Genomic DNA, 17601 nt, shown 5'->3' with positions numbered 1-17601 from the left:
CATTCTGACGAAAATTCAGCTGACGGTCTGGAAGGTAAAAACACCGCTTGGCGACCGTGTCGACAAGCGGTGTGGAGGTCAAGGCTTTGGTTTTTTCGGCGCCGGCGGCTTTTTCGCCGCCGGGGCAGCCGGTTTGCCGGCCGCAGCGGGTGCCGGCTTGGGCTTGGGCGCAGCTTTAGGCGCGGCCTTTGGCCCGGCTTTGGGTTTGTCTTTGTCCGCAGGCTTGCTCTTGCTCGGCGTCAACGCCTCGGCTTCGGCCAGCTTGCGTGCCATCTCCCAGTGGCGAGCGTCGTCACCATGGGGCTTGCCTTCGGATTCCCAGATCTGATGCGCCAATTCGCGAATGCGTTTGTCTTCATTACTCATCACACACTCCTCACAGAAAATGTTCAGCTTTCTTGAATACCAGGATTGATAAAGACATTGACCGGGAAATCCCCCAGGGCAGTGCTGATCAACAGCTCCTTGTCTGGTGTGACTGCGCCTGTATGAAAAAGTCCCTTCCAGTTTTGCGTTGGCGCGTTGAACGGTAATTTCACCCGCGTATCGCCCCAAACCTGCGCAGTGATGGTGGGATGCACACCGTTTTCAAGCAGGCGCTGCGGCCAGCGTGGCACCACCACCAGCACCTGTGTTCCGGCGTGCTCGCGGCAGAATGCAACCACATGGTCGGCGTGTTGCCCAACCACTTCCAGCGGCGTGTAGCTGCCGCTGCGGAACACCTCGGGATGGGCCTTGCGCAAGGCCAGCACCTGGGCGATCAACGCCTGCTTGATCCGTCCGTCACGCCAGTGGAACAACAGCTCACCAGGATCCGGCGGCGTGTCCAGCGAGAGTTGCCGTGCGCTGAAATCCACCGGGCGACGGTTATCCGGGTCCACCAGGCTGAAATCCCAGAACTCGGCGCCCTGGTACAGGTCCGGCACACCCGGCACAGTGACGCGAAGCAAGGTTTGCGCCAGGCCATTCAGAGCCCCGGCCGGTGCGATGGCCTGGGCGGCGCTGCCGATGGCATCGCGCAGTGCGCGGCCCTCGTCGCTGAGCAACAGGCGCGAGAGAAACGCTTCCACGCCTTGTTCGTAAGCTTCGTTGGGCGCGCTCCAGCTGCTTTGCAATTTGGCTTCACGCAAGGCCTTCTGTTGCCATTGCCACAGGCGTTGCTGGTAGTCGGTAAAGTCCGAGCCCATGTCCAGCGGCCAACTGCCCAGCAGCACCTGGTACAGGATCAACTCGTCGCCGGCGCTGGGTATGTCGGCCTCGCTGCGCAAGGGCGCGGCAAGGGTGCGCCAGTGTTCCACCTGCTCGACATACCACGGCGCGCACTCGCTGAGCACCGCCAGGCGCGCGCGGGTGTCTTCGCCGCGCTTGTGATCGTGGGTGGCGGTGGCCAGCAGGTTATCCGGAAAAGCCTGCAAACGTTGTTGGTTGACGGTATGGAAGGCGTCGAGCGACGCGCTGAACTGCTCGGTACTGAAACCCACATCGTTGCGCGACAGCAGCACCACCGAGCGATAGAACGCGGTGTCTTCCACGGCCTTGGCGGCGGCGGGCGACGTCAGCTGCTGGAAACGCACGCAGGCATGCTTGAGGATCTTGCGTTCGCGGCCCACCGGGCGATTGCGCCACGGCTGGCCGCCGAGCCACTGTTCGAGGTGGTCGAGCACGGGCCAGTCGTTTTCGTTCAAGGTGCTGCGCGCACCGTCCATGGCCTGTTGGAAGATTTCGTCGTCAGCGGCGCTGCGGCCACGGGCGCTGATGTAAGTGCGGTACACCGGGAAGTGCACGATCAGTTCCTGCAAGGCCCGGCGAATGGCGCCCAGGGTCAGGTCGCGGGTCATCACGTCGTCGCGCGCCACCTGCAGCAGCGCCTGGGCGACGCTTTCGAAGTCACCGCCCAGGGAACCATTGAGAATTTGCTGGCGCGCCAGTCGGGCTTCCTCGATAAACGCCGAAGGCCGCTCGCTGTGACGCGTCCACAGCTCGGCCAGCGGCGCAAAGCCTTGCGGGTCGTGTTGCAGCAGCGATAGCTGGTTCATGAATTCGTAGCCGGTGGTGCCGTCCACTTGCCAGTCTTCGCGCAGGGTTTCGCCTTCGCCAAGGATCTTCTCGACAAAGATCGGCAAGTGCCGGTCCGGCGCCAGCGAGTCCACCCGGCGGCGCAGCTTGCGGCAGTAACCGCGCGGGTCGGCCAGGCCGTCGATGTGGTCGATGCGCAGGCCGTCCACCAGCCCTTCGCTGATCAGCTCGAAAATCTTGCCATGGGTGGCTTCGAACACCGCCGCTCGTTCCACCCGCAGGCCGCCCAGCTCGTTGACGTCGAAGAAGCGCCGCCAGTTGATATCGTCCGCCGCCGTGCGCCAGCTGGCCAGGCGGTAGGCCTGTTGTTCGAGCAATTGGTGCAGGCGCTTGAAGCCCGCCGGTTCACGGCTGTCGAACGCCGCCAGGCGCTGCTCGATGGCCGGCAGCACCTCGGTGGCACGCTCGGCCAGCGCCTGCTTGAGCCAGGCGGCTTCTGCATAGGCGTCGTCCTGATGGGCGAGGGCGCTGAAGCGCTCGGCGAGCGGTTTGAGTGGCTCGTCAGTGCCCAGGATCATCGCGTAGTCGCGCGGGCAGATCGGGAAGCGGTGCTCGTAATGCTCGACGTAGAACGCACCGTGCCGGGCGTCAAACAACAATTTAAGGGTGCCGGTCTGCAGGGCTTCGCCGTAGTCGCTGCCCAGAAACGGCATCAGCAACTGGCCCTTGAGCAGCGGGTCCGGCGAGTGCCACTGAATGTCGAAGAATTCGCTGTAGGGGCTCAGGCGACCCCATTCCAGCAGGTCCAGCCACCAGGGGTTATCGGCACCGCCAACGGCCATGTGGTTGGAGACGATATCGAGGATCAGCCCCATATCGTGCTCGCGCAGGGCCGCGACCAGCCGGCGCAGGGCCGCTTCGCCGCCCAGTTCCGGGTTGACGCTGGTCGGGTCGACCACGTCATAGCCGTGCATGGAACCGGCGCGCGCACTCAGCAGCGGCGAGGCGTACAAGTGGCTGATGCCCAGCCTGGCGAAGTACGGCACCAGCGGCACCGCGTCATCGAGGGTAAAGCCTTTATGGAATTGCAGGCGCTGGGTAGCGCGCAGAGGCAGTGCTTTCATCGGTCACGCTCATAGGCTTGGTTGCGCGCCACGGCCAGCAGTTCCAGGCGACGCGCGGCGCCGGCATTGTCGAGCAGGCTCGCGGCCTCGCCCGGCAGACGGCGGCGCCAATTGGGATGGGTATCGGTGGTGCCGGGCAGGTTGGGTTGTTCTTCGATGCCCAGCGCATCTTCCAGCGGCAGCAACACCAGCGGCGCACGGGTGTGGCCCAGGTAACGCACGCTAGCGTCGATCATGTGATCGGTTTCGTTGCGGATCTCGTCGACGAAGTTCTGCGGGTCCTGGCTGAGGGCCTGGCGCAGCGCCTGGCGTTCGCGCAGGCGGTGCTCGCTCCATTGCTCCACGGTGGGGGCGTCGATCAGGCCGAGCTGGACGTTCCAGTCGATATCGCGGCTGTGCCACCAACCATTGAGGGTGGGCAGATCGTGGGTACTGGTGGTCGCCAGGGCGTTGTCCGGCCAGTCGAGAATCGGCGTGAACCGGCCCTCATGGTTCTGTTCGAACAACAGCACGCGCATGCCGAGGATGGAGCGGCTGCTCAGTTTTTCCCGCAAGCCGTCGGGAACGGTGCCGAGGTCTTCGCCCAGCACGATGGCCTGGTGGCGGTGCGACTCCAGCGCCAGCAGACGCAGCATGTCGTCCACCGGAAAATACAGATAAGCCCCTTCGCGCGGCGAGGCGTTCATGGGGATTACCCACAGACGCTGCAGGCCCATCACATGGTCGATGCGCAGGCCACCGGCATGGGCGAAATTGGCGCGCAGCATCTCGATGAAGGCACGAAAGCCGTTGCGCTTGAGGCCTTCCGGAGAGAACGCGGAAATGCCCCAGCCCTGGCCTGCACGGTTGAGAATATCCGGCGGCGCGCCCACGGTGAGGTCGGCGAGCAGTTCATCCTGGCGGCTCCAGGCCTGGCTGCCACCGCCGTCGGCGCCCACGGCCAGGTCGGCGATCAGGCCCACGCCCATGCCGCTGCCGCGTGCGGCTTGTTGCGCACGTGCCAGGCAGCGCGCGATCAGCCATTGGCTGAAGGCGTAGAAGCCGATTTCGTCGCGGTTATCCTCGGCAAATTGCGCCAGTGCCGGGCTCTGCGGCGTGCGCCAGTCCTCGGGCCAGTGGCGCCAGTCGAGGTCTTCCCCGGCAGCGGCGCGCATCGCTTGTACGGCCTCAAAACGGCAATGGTTTTCCAGGGCTTCGCCACCGGCCTGGCGAAAGCTCAGGAAGTCGGCGTGCTGTGGGTGATGGCCGTGGCGAAAGTCTTCATACAGTGCGCGCAGCAGGCGCTGTTTGGCGTTGGCCGCGGCCGGCCAGTCGATCAGCGTGTCCTGTTCGAGCCGGTGCAGTTCTTCGTCCAGGCCCAGGGCCTCAATGGCGTCACGCACTTCCCGTTCGCCAAGGATGCTGGCGGGCGAGGCGTAAAGGCTGTTGAGAAACAGGCGGCTGGACGGCGAGTAGGGGCTGTAGCTGCCGGTGTTGGCGCTGAACATCGCGTGCATCGGGCTGATCGCCAACGCATCGGCGCCGCGTTCGGCAGCGGCGCGCACCAGGTTTTCCAGGGCCTGGGTATCGCCGAAACCGCCATCGCCGAGACGCCGCAGCGAATACAGCTGGGCACTGAGGCCCCAGGCGCGGGCAGGGTGGGTATCGACCGCTTCGGCCACGCTGTAGCAATGGCGGGGCGCCACGGCGAGCGTGAACGCTTGGTCAGCGATACGCACCTGGTGATACCCGAGCGCGATCACCCCTGGCAGCACCGCGTTGTCGTCCAGGCGCAGCTCAAGGGTTTCACCTTGTTCCAGGTTCACTCGGCAGGGCGTGTCAGGGGCAAAGAAGCGCGCCAGGTCGAGGCCGTCGCCGCTTTCGACAGTCAGTAGGGGCGGCAGGTGTTTGTCGTGTTGCGCCTGTTCCAGTTCATGCAGGCTGGCGTCGATCTCGGCATCGTTGTCGGCCGGGTGGCCGAGGCCTTTCAACACGGCACGCAGGGCGTCGGCGCTCACACGTTGCGGACGGCCGTTTGCGTCGATCCAATCGACGGCCAGGCCCGCGCGGCTGGCGAGGATTTCCAGGTTCGCTTCGCTCAAAGGTGATCTCCAGCAGGGGATAAGGTGACGCGTGCGCTGCAGGGCGGCAGTTGCCCATCCTGGCTGGCCGGCGTTTGAAAAATAACCGCGCCTGATGCGGCACAGTCCAGCGCCGTGGCGCCCAGGTTCAGGTCGATTTGCAGGATGCTGCCATCGCCCAGGCGCCAGCGCGCCGTGACGGCCGCGTCAGCCACTACTTGAGCGCCGAGGGCGACGGCGCCAGGCAGGTGCGGCACGATGTGCTGGTGGCGCAGCTTCAGCAGGTGTCGATACAGCGCGGCCTGTTCGTTTTCGGCAAAGGTGGGGGCCGAACGGGTGAAGGTCGACAGCGCGTTCGGGTCGGGAATGTGTTCGCGCCGTTCGGGATCCTGGAAGGCGGCGAAGTCGGCAAACTCGTTGCGCCGGCCTTCGCGCACGGCTTCGGCCAGGTCGCCATGGTGGTCGGTAAAGAACAGGAACGGCTCGCTTGCGTTGACTTCGTCGCCCATGAACATCAGCGGAATCATCGGCGACAGCAGCAACAGGGCCGTGGCCGCGTTCAGTGCCTGCGGTGAGCAGAGCTGGTGCAGGCGCTCGCCCAGGGCGCGGTTGCCGATCTGGTCATGGTTCTGCAAAAACGCAACGAAGGCGGTGGGTGGCAGATCTGCGCTGGGCTCGCCACGGGCATGTCCGTGACGCGTGGTGTGGCCCTGGTAGATAAAACCTTCGCCCAGGCAGCGCGCCAGTTTGGCTGTCGCGTCCTGTGCAAAGTCGCTGTAGTAGGCGTCGGTTTCGCCCGTGAGCAACACGTGCAGTACGTTGTGGAAGTCGTCATTCCACTGCGCATCGAAATCCTGCCGCAACAGGCTGGCCTGGTTGAGTTCGTTTTCCAGCATCAGCCACACATGACGCCCGGTGTCTACCTGCTGACGCACGCGTTGCGCCAGCTCCTGGAGGAAATCGGGGTTGTCGATGGCGTGCACCGCGTCCAGGCGCAGGCCGTCGAAACGGTATTCCAGCAGCCACATCAACGCGTTATCGAGAAAGAAGTCGCGCACTTCGCGGCGATTGAAATCGATGCCCGCGCCCCAGGGGGTATGCACTTCTTCCTGAAAGAAGCCTGCCGCGTACTGGCCCAGGTAGTTGCCGTCCGGGCCGAAGTGGTTGTAAACCACATCGAGGATCACGGCCAGGCCGTGTTCGTGGGCGCTGTCGATCAGGTGCTTGAGCTGCTCGGGTGAGCCGTAGGAGGATTGCGGTGCGTAGGGCAGAACCCCGTCGTAGCCCCAATTGCGCTCGCCGGGAAATTGCGCCAACGGCATCAGTTCGATCGCCGTGACGCCCAGCGCGGCCAGGCGCGGCAAGTGTTGCTCAACCGCCGCGTAGCCGCCAAGTGCGCCCACGTGCAGTTCGTAGATCACCGCCTCGTGCCACGGGCGGCCTTGCCACTGGCTGTGTCGCCACTCATAGGCGAGCGGGTCGACTACCAGGCTCCAGCCGTGTACATCGTCGGCCTGAGCCCTCGAGGCGGGGTCGGGCACGTCCATTTCCCCATCGATGTTGAAGCGATAGCGTGTCCCCGCGGGGCACGCCACTTCTGTCTCGAACCAGCCGTCTGCCTGGGGCAGCATGGCGATGGATTTACCGTGTTCCAATTCAACGCTGACATAAAACGCGTCTGGCGCCCACAGGGCAAAACGCGTGTGTTGCGCGTCCAGCATGATTGCGCCGTGGGGCCAGGTTTCCAGAGTCCGTAACGGCATCTACAAAAACCTCCCTTTGATTATTTAGCGGATTTCCCCAGTGCTTTAGCCACCAGTTGCTCATAGAGTTCGGCGTAGGGTTCCACCGCCTGGCTCCAGTTGAACGGCCGTGTCATGGCCCGGCAACGCATGGCGTTGAGCAGGTCAGGGAAAGCAAATACCTTGAACGCGCGGCTCAGGGCTTCCTTGTAGCTGTCGACTGTTGATTCATTGAACAAGAAGCCGGTCACGCCGTTTTCGATGGTGTCGGCCAGGCCGCCGGTGTTGCGGGCTACCGGCAGCGAACCGAAACGCTGGGCATACATCTGGCTCAGGCCGCAGGGCTCGTAGCGCGACGGCATCAGCAGGAAATCGCTGCCGGCGAACATGCGGCGCGCGTCGGTCTCGTTGAAGCCGATGCGCACGCCGATCTGGCCCGGGAAGCGCAGCGCCAGTTCGCGCATGGCGTTCTCTTCTTCCGGCTCGCCGCGCCCGATGATCGCAATTTGCCCACCTTGCTCGACGATAAAGCTGGCAACGGCCTCCGTGAGGTCCAGGCCTTTCTGGAACACCAGACGCGAGACCACCGCAAACAGCGGGCCGCTCGACTCGCTCAGGCCGAACAGGTCGCGCACTTGCCTGGCGTTGACTGCTTTGCCTTCCCAGTCGCCAATGTTGAAGTTGTGGGTCAGGTGCGGGTCGGTGGAGGTTTCCCAGCTGTCTTCAATCCCGTTGGGAATGCCGCTGAGCAAGCCTTGCTGGGTCTTGCTGGCCAAAAAGCCATCAAGGCCGCAGCCGAATTCGGGGGTGGTGATTTCTTCGGCGTAGGTGGCGCTCACGGTGGTGATATGGCTGGAGTACGCCATGCCGGCCTTGAGAAACGACATCTTGCCGTAGAACTCCATGCCCTCCTGTTGCAGGGCGTGGGGCGGAATGCCCAGCTCTGGCGTCGAGGCCAGGCTGACCACGCCTTGATAGGCCAGGTTGTGGATAGTGAAGAGGGTCGGCGTGCGCGAGCCGCGCCAGTGCATGTAGGCCGGGGCCAGGCCTGCAGGCCAGTCGTGGGCATGCACCAGGTCCGGGCACCAGTGAATCTGCGCGAGGTTGGCGGCCATGTCGGCGGCGGCCAGGCCCAGGCGGGCGAAGCGAATATGGTTGTCCGGCCAGTCGCGGCCGTTGTTGGCGCCGTAGGGTGTGCCTTCACGTTCGTACAATTCGGGGCAGATCAGCACATAGATGACCAGGCCATCCTTGAGGTCCATGCGCCCGATCTTGCACGGTGGCAGCGCGGCATGGCCACCCAGCTCACCGACGATGTGAATGGGGTTGTCGCTTTCCATCACCTGCGGGTAGCCGGGGATCAGCACGCGCACATCGTGCAAATGTGCCATGGCGCGGGGCAGGGCGGCAGAGACGTCGCCCAGGCCGCCGGTCTTCACCAGATCGGCGAACTCGGAAGTCACGAACAGGACTTTCTTTCGATTTGGATTTTTACTCACGATCGGCCGCACAGTGTTGGGCAGGTCGGCCAATGAAGTGGGCCCCCCTACCGGCTGACTAAAACGCTCTCCCTGAGTTACAACTGCGGCACTGATCATAATGCACTCCCCTTGGTGTTAGTCGGCTAATGGCCCGCTGCCACTAGCTCAAATTGACCGCTCCCTGCGGCCAGGCGCACAAGCGCTATACAAACTGGCAAGGCGTATGCCAGTTGTACGGTTAACTCGAAAAGATTGGATGGACGGCATCTGGCGGGAACCGCTGAACACGCCCTACCTGAAACTTGACCTATGGCCGAGTTTGAAAGTTTCGATTTTTTGCGGGGTTTTTATTCGGAAAGAGACCCATCGGTCACGAGTCTAGGACATAACTCAGACGCTGTAGGGACTTTAGGACGATTTTGTAGGACGAAAAACTTGTAACAGGATATCGGACCGGTATAAGCCGACGGCCGGTAGGGCCGATGCTGTGCAAATTGGCCAATGTGGTGAGCAGGCAAGCCCCAATGCCGTTCAGTTAAACGCAGATTCCCCTGTGGCGAGCAGGCTTGTCCTGCGTTGGGCTGCGCAGCAGCCCCAAAGCCAGGCCCTGAGCCGTATCAGGTACACCGCGTTTTGCTGGATTGGGGGCGCTTCGCACCCCAACGCGGGGCAAGCCCGCTCGCTACGATAAGCCTACACATTTTCCTTAACTGAACGGCATTAAGGCTTGCCACAACAGAGCTGCCCTGCAATGGTGCGGCGGGCGGTTAGCCCAGCACGCGAACGGGCGCGCCTTCAGCCCAGGCCAGGATGTCTTCGACCATCTGCTGATAGAACTGCCGGTAATTCTGCTCACTCACATACCCAACATGGGGCGTCGCCAGCACATTGGGCAAGTGCCGGAAGGGATGATCGACCGGCAACGGTTCCTCGCCATACACATCCAGCGCCGCCCCGGCCAGTCGCCCGGTACTCAGGGCCTCGACCAATGCCTGCTCATCCACGATCGGCCCGCGAGCGGTGTTCACCAGCCTGGCAGTCGGTTTCATCCAGCCCAGCGCCTCGGCGTCCACCAGCCCACGGCTGCGGGCACTCAGCACCAGGTGCACGGTGAGAATATCGGCCTGCTCGAACAGCTCGCGCTTGCTCACCCAGGCTACCCCGGCTTCGGCCGCGCGCTCGGGCGTGAGGTTTTCGCTCCAGGCAATCACGCGCATGCCGAACACCTGGGCGAATTTTGCGACCTTCTGGCCAATGCTGCCCAGGCCGAGGATGCCCAGGGTCTTGCCGTGCAGGTCGCCGCCCAGGCCCACCTGCCAGTGACCGGCCCGCAGCGAAGCGGCCTCGGCAAGCAGGTTGCGCGCCGAGGCCATGATCAGCGCCCAGGTCAGTTCCGGTGCCGCATGTTTATAGCTGTCGGTGCCGCATACCTGGATGCCCAGGGCCTTGGCGGCGGGAAGGTCGATGGCGGCATTGCGCATGCCGCCGGTTACCAGCAGTTTGAGGTTGGGCAGGCCTTGCAGCAGTGGCTGGTCGAACGTGGTGCGTTCACGCATCAGGCAAATCACCTCGAATGCCTTCAGCCGCTCGATCATCACCGCCGTGTCCGCCGGGTAGCCGTGCAGAAAGTGCACCTGCCCGACCTTCGCCAGGGCCGACCAATCCACCACGCCACTGGCCACGTCCTGCCAATCATCAATGACTGCGATCTGTACCGACATTCACGAGTGCCTCAAAAAGTTGGATTAAAGGCTGTTCAACCCCTGCAACAGCGCCTTGTGAAACTGCGCAGGTTCTTCCATTTGCGGCGCATGGCCCAGGCCCGGGAATTCCACCAGCGTTGCCTTGGGAATCAGTTTGGCCGCCTGCTTGCCCAACACCGTGTAGTCGCCCAGTTTTGCCTTGACCTCGGGCGGCGCCACGTCTTTGCCGATGGCGGTGTTATCAGACGTGCCGATCAGCAACAGGGTGGGCATCTTCAAGTCCTTGAACTCGTAGTACACCGGCTGGGTAAGGATCATGTCGTAAATCAACGCCGAGTTCCATGCCACCTGCTTGTGCCCCGGGCCGTTGCTCAAACCCGCGTACATGTCCACCCAACGCTCGTATTCCGGCTTCCAGCGCCCCACGTAATAGGTGTTGAGCTGGTACTTGCGAATCCCCTCGGCGCTGACTTTCAATTCACGCGCGTACCACTGGTCAACGCTGATATAGGGCACACCCAGGGCTTTCCAGTCTTCCAGGCCAATCGGATTGACCATCGCCAGTTGTTCGGTCTGTGCCGGGTACATCAGTGCATAACGGGTGGCGAGCATGCCGCCGGTGGAGTGGCCAATGATCGTGGCCTTTTTAACGCCGAGCTTTTCCAGCAGTTGATGGGTATTGCTGGCCAATTGCTGAAAACTGTATTGATAGTGTTCGGGCTTGCTGGAAGTGCAGAAGCCGATCTGGTCCGGCGCGATGACCCGGTAACCGGCGTCGCTCAGGGCCTTGATCGAGCCTTCCCAGGTGGCGCCGCAGAAATTCTTGCCGTGCATCAGCACCACGCTGCGGCCGTTGGGCGTGCCGTTGGCGGGGACGTCCATATAGCCCATTTGCAGGGATTCGCCCTGGGATTGGAACTCGAAGTGCTTGAGCGGATAAGGGTATTGGAAACCTTGTAATTCAGGCCCGTAGGTAGCGGCGAAGGCAGAGGCGGCACTGGTGGCGAGCAGGCCCGTGATGAAAACGTCGCGGATCAGAGGCATAAGCATTACTCCAGAGAAAACAGTCCGGATGCTGTTTATAGCGGATTAAGCAGGAATTAATACCCAGTGCAGTGTCACTGCGACGAGTACGCCATACCGAAGGCTTTTGGCGAGAGTGACCAGCAACAGGAATCGCCACAGCGGCTCGCGCATCACGCCGGCGACGAGGGTCAGCGGGTCGCCGATGATCGGCACCCAACTGAGCAGTAACGTCCAATGGCCCCAGCGCTGGTAATTGTTACGTGCTTTTTCCAACTGCCTGGCCTTGACCGGGAACCAGCGCCGGTCCTTGAAGTGGTCCACCCAACGCCCCAGCAGCCAATTGACCACCGAGCCCAGCACATTGCCCAGGGTGGCGACGCTCAGCAGCCATGCCCACTGGTAATCGCCACTGAGCAGCAGCCCCACCAGCACGGCTTCCGATTGCAGCGGCAACAGCGTGGCGGCGCCAAAGGCCGCGAGGAACAGGCCGAGATAGCCGATCAAGTGCAAGGATTCATCGTGAGATCACTGTCAGGGGGTCAGGCATTCTCCAGCCGTTGCTTGAGACGGTCCAGCGCAACCGCCGACAGCTCGACCATGCGTGCCTGCAAAGTGGCCAGTTGCAACTCGGTTTCGTACATGAGTACGCGCTTGAACAGCGTGCCATCGCGATAGGGCTGCAGGAAATAGTGGATGGAGCCGTCGATGGCCACCGACGTGAACGCAGCCTTGAATTCGTCGGGAGGCTGGGCGATTTGCACGCGGTAACTGAGGGGCACGCGTACACCCAGGAGGTCGATCATTTCGCAAAAACGCGCACCGGTGGCGAGAGAACCACGCGTGCCGGTGTCGGCGCTGAGGGAGGTGGGGTGCCATTCGTGCCAGCGGTCCGGCTGGGTCACGTAGTCGTAGACGGCGTCGATAGGGGCCTGGATAAAGCGTTCCTGACTGATCCGCTCCAGGCGGACCGCGTGCTCGGCAGTGCGCATGGCACACCTCCTGTGTGGCGAAATCCCGGAACTGTCAGAATAGTCCCACTCCCGTGTCTTGCACGGGAGTGTTTCATGAATTTATCACTGCACCTTGAAACGCCCCATCAGGCTGATCACTCGGCCATTGGCCTCCAGCAGGCTTTGGGTATTGGTTTCGGTGGCATGACCACTTTCCACCAGCTCCTCGACCATCTGTCGGATCTGCACCATGCTGCGGTTGATCTCTTCGGTCACCGCGCTCTGCTGCTCGGCGGCCGTGGCGATCTGGGTGCTGAGGTTGTTGATATGCGCCACGGAACCGGCCATCTCATCCAGCCCGGTATTCACCCGCGCCGTGGCATCCGCCGCCGACTGGCAACTGGCCTGGGTGTTTTCCATGGCCGCCACCGAGGAGCTCACGCCCGCGGTCAGGCGCGCGAGCATTTCATTGATCTGCGAGGTGCTGGCCTGGGTCCGAGCGGCCAGCGCCCGCACTTCGTCCGCCACCACCGCAAAACCACGGCCTTGCTCACCCGCGCGCGCTGCCTCAATGGCCGCGTTGAGCGCCAGCAGGTTGGTCTGGCCGGCGATGGCGCCGATCACACCGAGGGTTTCGGTGATGCGCGCCGCGTCCTGGCGCATGTTTTCCACGCTGTGGGTGGCGCTGGACACTTCACCGATCAAGGCGCCGACGCTGGTCGACGCTTCGCCCACCACCACGCGGGAACGGTCGGCGTGCTCGTTGGCACGCTGGGTGAAGGCCGCCGTTTCGGCGGCGTTTTGCGCGACGGTGTCGGCGGTGGAACTCATTTCGGTGATGGCGGTAACCGTCTGGTCGGTCTCGCTGGCATGGCGCACCAGGATCTGGTTGGTGTGGGCCGAGGTCCGCTGCAATTGCTCAAGGCCCGACGACATGGCGCCGGTGGCCTGGGTCACTTCGCCGATCATGTTTTGCAGGTAGACGATAAAGCGGTTCACCGAGTGGCCGATGGCGCCCATTTCGTCTTCGGCGCGGATGGTGATGCGTCGCGTGAGGTCGGCATCGCCAGCGGACAACGCGTCGATGTTGGACGTGAGCGACTTCATGCGCTGCACCAGTTGGCGGATCGCATAGGCAGCCAGCAGCACCAACAGCAACACCATGGGGATTTGCAGCAGGGCCAGGCTGCCGAGCACGTCATCGCGCTGTGCGGTGATCAGCGAGGTGGGCAGGGCGGTCGCGAGGAACCACGGCGTGCCCTCGATCGGGCGCATATAGAAGGTGCTGGCCACGCCGCCGTTGTCGAACTCGCTGCGCTGCAGGCCCTGCTCGCGCTGGGCCAGGGCCTTGCTGACCTGGGCGGCAAACGCCGAGGTGCCCGTCAGTTCACTGATGTTCTTCAACACCACCGGGCTGCTGAAACGGGTGCTGTTGCTGATGATCTTGCCGTCGGCTTCGACGATCAGCATCTGCCCGCCGATGTCTTTTTCCTTGGCGGCCACCAGGTCATTGAAAAAGCCCAGGGTCACGTCGATGGTGGACACGCCATAGGCGGCGCCGTCACGCTGGATCGCCATGGCGCAGTTGGTGCGCGGCTCCTGGCTGGCGTCGTCCTTGTAAGCCGCAGCCCAGGCGCACTGGCCGGGCGGCGAGGCGAGGCCGCCCTTGTACCAGCTCTGATCGTAATAATTGGGCGCAGGGTCGCTGTTCCAGAACGTATTGACCGCCAGCTTGCCCGACGCATCGCGGTGCCAGAACGTACTGTGTTTGTTGCGCCCCGGTGTGCGCTGGTTGGGCAGCGGCCAGATCCCGCCGCCAAACACCTTCAGCTCGCCGTACTGGTCCACCAGACCGGGCAGAACCTTGTCGATGGCATCGCTGTCGAGCAGGGGAATGGTCTGGGTGATGCTGCGTTGCTGGGCCTGCACCTTGTTCAGTTCGCCCTGGATACGTTCGGCCACTTGCGCGACGCGGTTGAGCACTACCTGTTCCTCGGTGTGGCGCAACGTGGGCGCGACCAACTGGCCGATACCGACCACCGTCAGCACGATCAACACCAGAACAAACAGCAGCAGAAACAGGGTATAGCGGGCTTGGATGGAGCGCAGTGCGGGCATGGGGTCGTCCTTACGAAGCGTTTATTGTCGACGCGGCTTTTTTGGAGCTTCGTAGGGCTATCGGCTTGAGCTGTAGGAGCTTTAGGTACGATGGTGCAAGAAAATTCGTACAGCTTCGGAGGGTGAGGCGCCTGCCGAGTCACGGTCAGTGTGTCAGTCAGACAAGCCAAAGTTTTTCAGCGCCTGTAATATCAGGCCCCGGTGGCACATTCTTAACGCTTCAGGAACCCGTCATGACTCAAAAGCAACGCTTGAAATACTCGATTCTGATCTCTTTGGTGGTACTGAGCTCGATGTTCGGCCTGTCCTACCTGCAGAACACTGGTGTGATCAGCGAAAAAACCTTTCAGTACATCGCCATTGCCATCGCAGTGGTTGTGGTGGTGATCAACGGCATCATGCGGCGCAAGGTCAAACCCAACTTCTGAGTGGGCTCAGGCGCGGCCTTCGAGCACTTTGGCAGCCTCTTCATGGAGGCTGTAGCTCTTGTCGGCATTCAGGGTGATCACGCCCTCGCTGCACAGGCGCTTGAGCACCTCGCGCACGCTGAGAAACGACAGCGGGATGCCCAGCTCCAGTAAGTGGCCGTGCACCCCGCGCACGCCCAGGGTGCGCTGGTTGTCGGCGGCGGTGAGCAGGGCGTCGATGACCTTCAGCCGAATCAGGCTGGTACGCAGGCCAAAACATTTGAGCAAATGGCGAATACGCTGGTTGCCTTGCTGTTCGGGGGTTTTACCGAACGCTTGGGTGCCGCTGCCGAACTGGGCATCGGCGGCCGATGAATGTCCATCCGTGGTCACTGGCGGGTTGTACATGCAAAAACTCCTTATCAGAGCCTGATCAGGAAAATGATGGCGCTCTTGGTTAATAAGACGAACGAGCGAGCAAAATCATGAAGTGGCGAATGTAGAAATTTTGTCGGTATCGGTTTCGTCACAAGGCAAACACACGGAATAAAGCACTCCGGCGGCTAAATTGTGCACGGTCTTTTGCGTTCTTACGGTGGGGTGGTTACCCCCGGTGAGGGTGTTCAATTTGACTGTGGAGTCTGCGTGATTATTACCAACGGGTTGTCCAGTGTGTGCATGGCGGGGCTGTTGATGGGGGTGAGCCTGGCCGCCTCGGCACGGGAGCAGGTGACACCGGCGTCGGCTGATATCCGCCGCACCACCTACGGCGTGCCGCACATTCGCGCCACTGACGAGCGCGGCCTGGGTTTCGGTATCGGCTATGCCTACGCACAGGACAATCTGTGCCTGCTGGCCAACGAAGTGGTCACGGTCAATGGTCAGCGCGCAAGGTTCTTCGGTCCCGATCAGGCAACCCTGGAGGAGCGCAACAACCTGGCCAGCGATGTGTTCTTCAACTGGCTGAACACGCCGCAAACCGTTGCCGCGTTCTGGAAAGCCCAGAGCCCCGAGATCAAACAGCGTATCGACGGCTACGTGGCCGGCTATAACCGTTATCTGCAAGAGCAGGGCGCGCCGGCGCAGTGCCAGGGCGCATGGGTACGCCCGCTGGCAGCCGAAGACCTGGTGAAGTTGACCCGCAGGCTGCTGGTGGAAGGCGGCGTCGGTCAATTCGCCGAAGCGCTGGTCGGTGCAACGCCACCGCAGGCCACCGCATCCGTGCAGCCCGGCGCCAAGGCGTTTGCAGTGGCCGCGGCCAATCAACAGCGTTTCAGTCTGGACCGGGGCAGTAATGCCGTCGCTGTGGGCCGTGATCGCTCATTCAACGGCCGTGGCATGCTGCTGGCCAACCCGCATTTTCCGTGGGTGGGCGGCATGCGTTTCTATGAGATGCACCTCACCATCCCTGGCCAGTTGGATGTGATGGGCGCCGCCTTGCCGGGCCTGCCGGTGGTGAATATCGGTTTCAACCAGCACGTGGCGTGGACGCACACGGTGGACACGTCCAAGCATTTCACCCTGTACCGGCTGACGCTCGACCCCAAGGACGCCACGCGCTACCTGCTCGACGGCAAATCCGTGCCTCTGGCGAAAACGTCGGTCACCGTGCAGGTCAAGCAGCCGGATGGCAGTCTCAAGGCGGTGAGCCACCCCGTCTACAGCTCAAAGTTCGGCCCGGTGGTGCAGTGGCCCGGCAAACTCGATTGGGACAATCAGTACGCCTTCAGCCTGCGCGACGCCAACCTGGATAACGACCGTGTGCTGCAACAGTGGTACGCCATGAACCGCGCCGACAGCCTCAAGGCCCTGCAAACTTCGGTGCACACGCTGCAAGGCATCCCGTGGGTGAACACGATTGCCGCCGATGACCAGGGCCAGAGCCTGTACATGAACCTGTCGGTGGTGCCCAATGTCAGCGCCGCCAAACTGGCCCAGTGCAGCGATCCCCGCGCCGGCCTGCAAATGATCATTCTCGACGGCACCCACAGCGCCTGCGCCTGGGACATCGACCCGCACGCGGCGCAGACGGGCATTTTCCCGGCGCACCAGTTGCCGCAGTTGCAGCGCACCGACTACGTGCAGCACTCCAATGATTCCGCCTGGATGGCCAACCCCCAAGCACCGTTGACCGGCTTCTCCCCGGTGATCAGCCAGGACCACATCGGCCTCGGCCCGCGCGCGCGCTTCGCCCTCCAGCGCCTGCACGCCCTCGAGAAACACCCCATCAGCGTCGCCGACCTGCAAAGCCTGGTGATGGACAACGAGGTGTACCTGGCGGGCCAAGTCATGCCCGACCTGCTGGCGTTCTGCGCCAAACAGCTGGGCACCGACGCCGACGCCCTGCAATCGCTGTGCAGCAGCCTCAAAACCTGGGACCAGCACGCCAACCTCGACAGCGGCCTGGGCCTGCTGCACTTCATCAATCTGATGGAACACCTGCAGCAAATCCCCGACGCCTGGCGTGTCGCCTTCGACCCCGCCAACCCCCTGACCACACCGCTTGGCGTAGCCATCGACCGCGAGCCGGTGGCCAAGGCCCTGCGCGAAGCCATGCTGGCCTCGACCGCAGCCGTCGGCACACTCGGCGCGGCCCGTTGGGGCGACGTCCAGGTCTCCGGCCAAACCCCGATGCACGGCGGCCCGCAGGAACTCGGCATCTACAACGCCATGCAAACCGTGCCCCGCGCCGACGGCAAGCGCGAAGTGGTCAGCGGCACCAGCTACCTGCAAATCGTCACGTTCGACGACCACGGCCCGCAGGCGATCGGCGTGCTGGCGCCTTCCGAGTCGAGCAACCCAGCCTCAGAGTATTCAACGGATCAGACTCAAGCCTTCTCCGAGAAAACACTGCGCCCACTGCCGTTCACCCAAGCCCAGATCCAGGCCGACCCGCAGTATCAAACGCAGCGCATCAAGGAGTAGGGCAGGCGCGCAACCCCTTGATGCGCTGCGAAATATTTTCCAAATCAAG

At 62.8% G+C, this 17601-nt stretch carries 13 protein-coding genes; 2 read left to right on the top strand and 11 right to left on the bottom strand.

What is annotated here, in order from left to right; translation table 11 throughout:
• Positions 1 to 78: 78 nt before the first annotated feature.
• The 10 genes from H045_RS09250 to H045_RS09205 form a co-directional block, all read right to left on the bottom strand.
• The gene (locus H045_RS09250; protein WP_003230559.1) at positions 79 to 366 is read right to left on the bottom strand and encodes a DUF2934 domain-containing protein; all 288 of its coding nucleotides are present in this window, start codon (positions 364 to 366) and stop codon (positions 79 to 81) included.
• Positions 367 to 389: 23 nt separating this feature from the next.
• The gene (locus tag H045_RS09245) at positions 390 to 3140 is read right to left on the bottom strand and encodes a malto-oligosyltrehalose synthase (protein ID WP_015372179.1); all 2751 of its coding nucleotides are present in this window, start codon (positions 3138 to 3140) and stop codon (positions 390 to 392) included.
• Positions 3137 to 5221, bottom strand: coding sequence for a 4-alpha-glucanotransferase (gene malQ / locus H045_RS09240; protein WP_015372178.1), 2085 nt, complete (start codon positions 5219 to 5221; stop codon positions 3137 to 3139). The genes H045_RS09245 and malQ overlap by 4 nt, the downstream gene beginning before the upstream one ends.
• Positions 5218 to 6963, bottom strand: a complete 1746-nt coding sequence (treZ, locus tag H045_RS09235; protein ID WP_015372177.1) for a malto-oligosyltrehalose trehalohydrolase — start codon at positions 6961 to 6963, stop codon at positions 5218 to 5220. Before treZ ends, malQ begins: the two co-directional genes overlap by 4 nt.
• A 20-nt stretch (positions 6964 to 6983) precedes the next feature.
• Positions 6984 to 8540 carry a glycogen synthase GlgA gene (gene glgA, locus H045_RS09230; RefSeq protein ID WP_080627492.1) on the bottom strand — a complete coding sequence of 519 codons (1557 nt, stop codon included), beginning with the start codon at positions 8538 to 8540 and terminating at the stop codon, positions 6984 to 6986.
• Positions 8541 to 9190: 650 nt separating this feature from the next.
• The gene (locus H045_RS09225; protein WP_015372175.1) at positions 9191 to 10144 is read right to left on the bottom strand and encodes a D-2-hydroxyacid dehydrogenase family protein; all 954 of its coding nucleotides are present in this window, start codon (positions 10142 to 10144) and stop codon (positions 9191 to 9193) included.
• Positions 10145 to 10168: 24 nt separating this feature from the next.
• On the bottom strand, positions 10169 to 11170 hold the full coding sequence (locus H045_RS09220) for an alpha/beta fold hydrolase (RefSeq protein WP_003230573.1): 1002 nt from the start codon (positions 11168 to 11170) through the stop codon (positions 10169 to 10171).
• A 45-nt stretch (positions 11171 to 11215) separates the two neighbouring features.
• A complete protein-coding gene (locus H045_RS09215) occupies positions 11216 to 11653 on the bottom strand; it encodes a YqaA family protein (protein WP_032869791.1) in 438 nt (145 codons plus the stop codon).
• A gap of 38 nt (positions 11654 to 11691) precedes the next feature.
• Positions 11692 to 12141: an SRPBCC family protein gene (locus tag H045_RS09210; protein WP_015372174.1), complete on the bottom strand. Its 450-nt coding sequence runs from the start codon at positions 12139 to 12141 to the stop codon at positions 11692 to 11694.
• An 84-nt stretch (positions 12142 to 12225) separates the two neighbouring features.
• Positions 12226 to 14220, bottom strand: a complete 1995-nt coding sequence (locus H045_RS09205) for a methyl-accepting chemotaxis protein (RefSeq protein WP_015372173.1) — start codon at positions 14218 to 14220, stop codon at positions 12226 to 12228.
• Positions 14221 to 14453: 233 nt separating this feature from the next.
• On the opposite strand from H045_RS09205, the gene H045_RS09200 reads away from it, so the two are divergent.
• Positions 14454 to 14648 (top strand): hypothetical protein, encoded by a 195-nt coding sequence (locus H045_RS09200; protein ID WP_003230581.1) that lies wholly within the window; start codon positions 14454 to 14456, stop codon positions 14646 to 14648.
• Between the two features lie 6 nt (positions 14649 to 14654).
• On the opposite strand, the gene H045_RS09195 is transcribed toward H045_RS09200, so the two are convergent.
• A complete protein-coding gene (locus H045_RS09195; RefSeq protein WP_003230583.1) occupies positions 14655 to 15035 on the bottom strand; it encodes a hypothetical protein in 381 nt (126 codons plus the stop codon).
• Positions 15036 to 15272: 237 nt separating this feature from the next.
• Between H045_RS09195 and pvdQ the strand changes: the two genes are divergently transcribed.
• Positions 15273 to 17552, top strand: coding sequence for a bifunctional acylase PvdQ (pvdQ, locus tag H045_RS09190; protein WP_041931482.1), 2280 nt, complete (start codon positions 15273 to 15275; stop codon positions 17550 to 17552).
• Positions 17553 to 17601: the final 49 nt, after the last annotated feature.

The sequence above is a fragment of the Pseudomonas poae RE*1-1-14 genome, assembly GCF_000336465.1.
GTDB classification, from domain to species: domain Bacteria; phylum Pseudomonadota; class Gammaproteobacteria; order Pseudomonadales; family Pseudomonadaceae; genus Aquipseudomonas; species Aquipseudomonas poae.
This window is presented reverse-complemented; position numbering and strand designations above follow the sequence as displayed.

Bases quoted from the DNA above. Each gene is read 5' to 3' on its own strand.
- H045_RS09250 (WP_003230559.1), bottom strand. From the start codon at position 366: ATGAGTAATGAAGACAAACGCATTCGCGAATTGGCGCATCAGATCTGG.
- H045_RS09245 (WP_015372179.1), bottom strand. From the start codon at position 3,140: ATGAAAGCACTGCCTCTGCGCGCTACCCAGCGCCTGCAATTCCATAAA.
- treZ (WP_015372177.1), bottom strand. From the start codon at position 6,963: ATGCCGTTACGGACTCTGGAAACCTGGCCCCACGGCGCAATCATGCTG.
- glgA (WP_080627492.1), bottom strand. From the start codon at position 8,540: ATGATCAGTGCCGCAGTTGTAACTCAGGGAGAGCGTTTTAGTCAGCCG.
- H045_RS09225 (WP_015372175.1), bottom strand. From the start codon at position 10,144: ATGTCGGTACAGATCGCAGTCATTGATGATTGGCAGGACGTGGCCAGT.
- H045_RS09220 (WP_003230573.1), bottom strand. From the start codon at position 11,170: ATGCCTCTGATCCGCGACGTTTTCATCACGGGCCTGCTCGCCACCAGT.
- H045_RS09210 (WP_015372174.1), bottom strand. From the start codon at position 12,141: ATGCGCACTGCCGAGCACGCGGTCCGCCTGGAGCGGATCAGTCAGGAA.
- H045_RS09205 (WP_015372173.1), bottom strand. From the start codon at position 14,220: ATGCCCGCACTGCGCTCCATCCAAGCCCGCTATACCCTGTTTCTGCTG.
- H045_RS09200 (WP_003230581.1), top strand. From the start codon at position 14,454: ATGACTCAAAAGCAACGCTTGAAATACTCGATTCTGATCTCTTTGGTG.
- H045_RS09195 (WP_003230583.1), bottom strand. From the start codon at position 15,035: ATGTACAACCCGCCAGTGACCACGGATGGACATTCATCGGCCGCCGAT.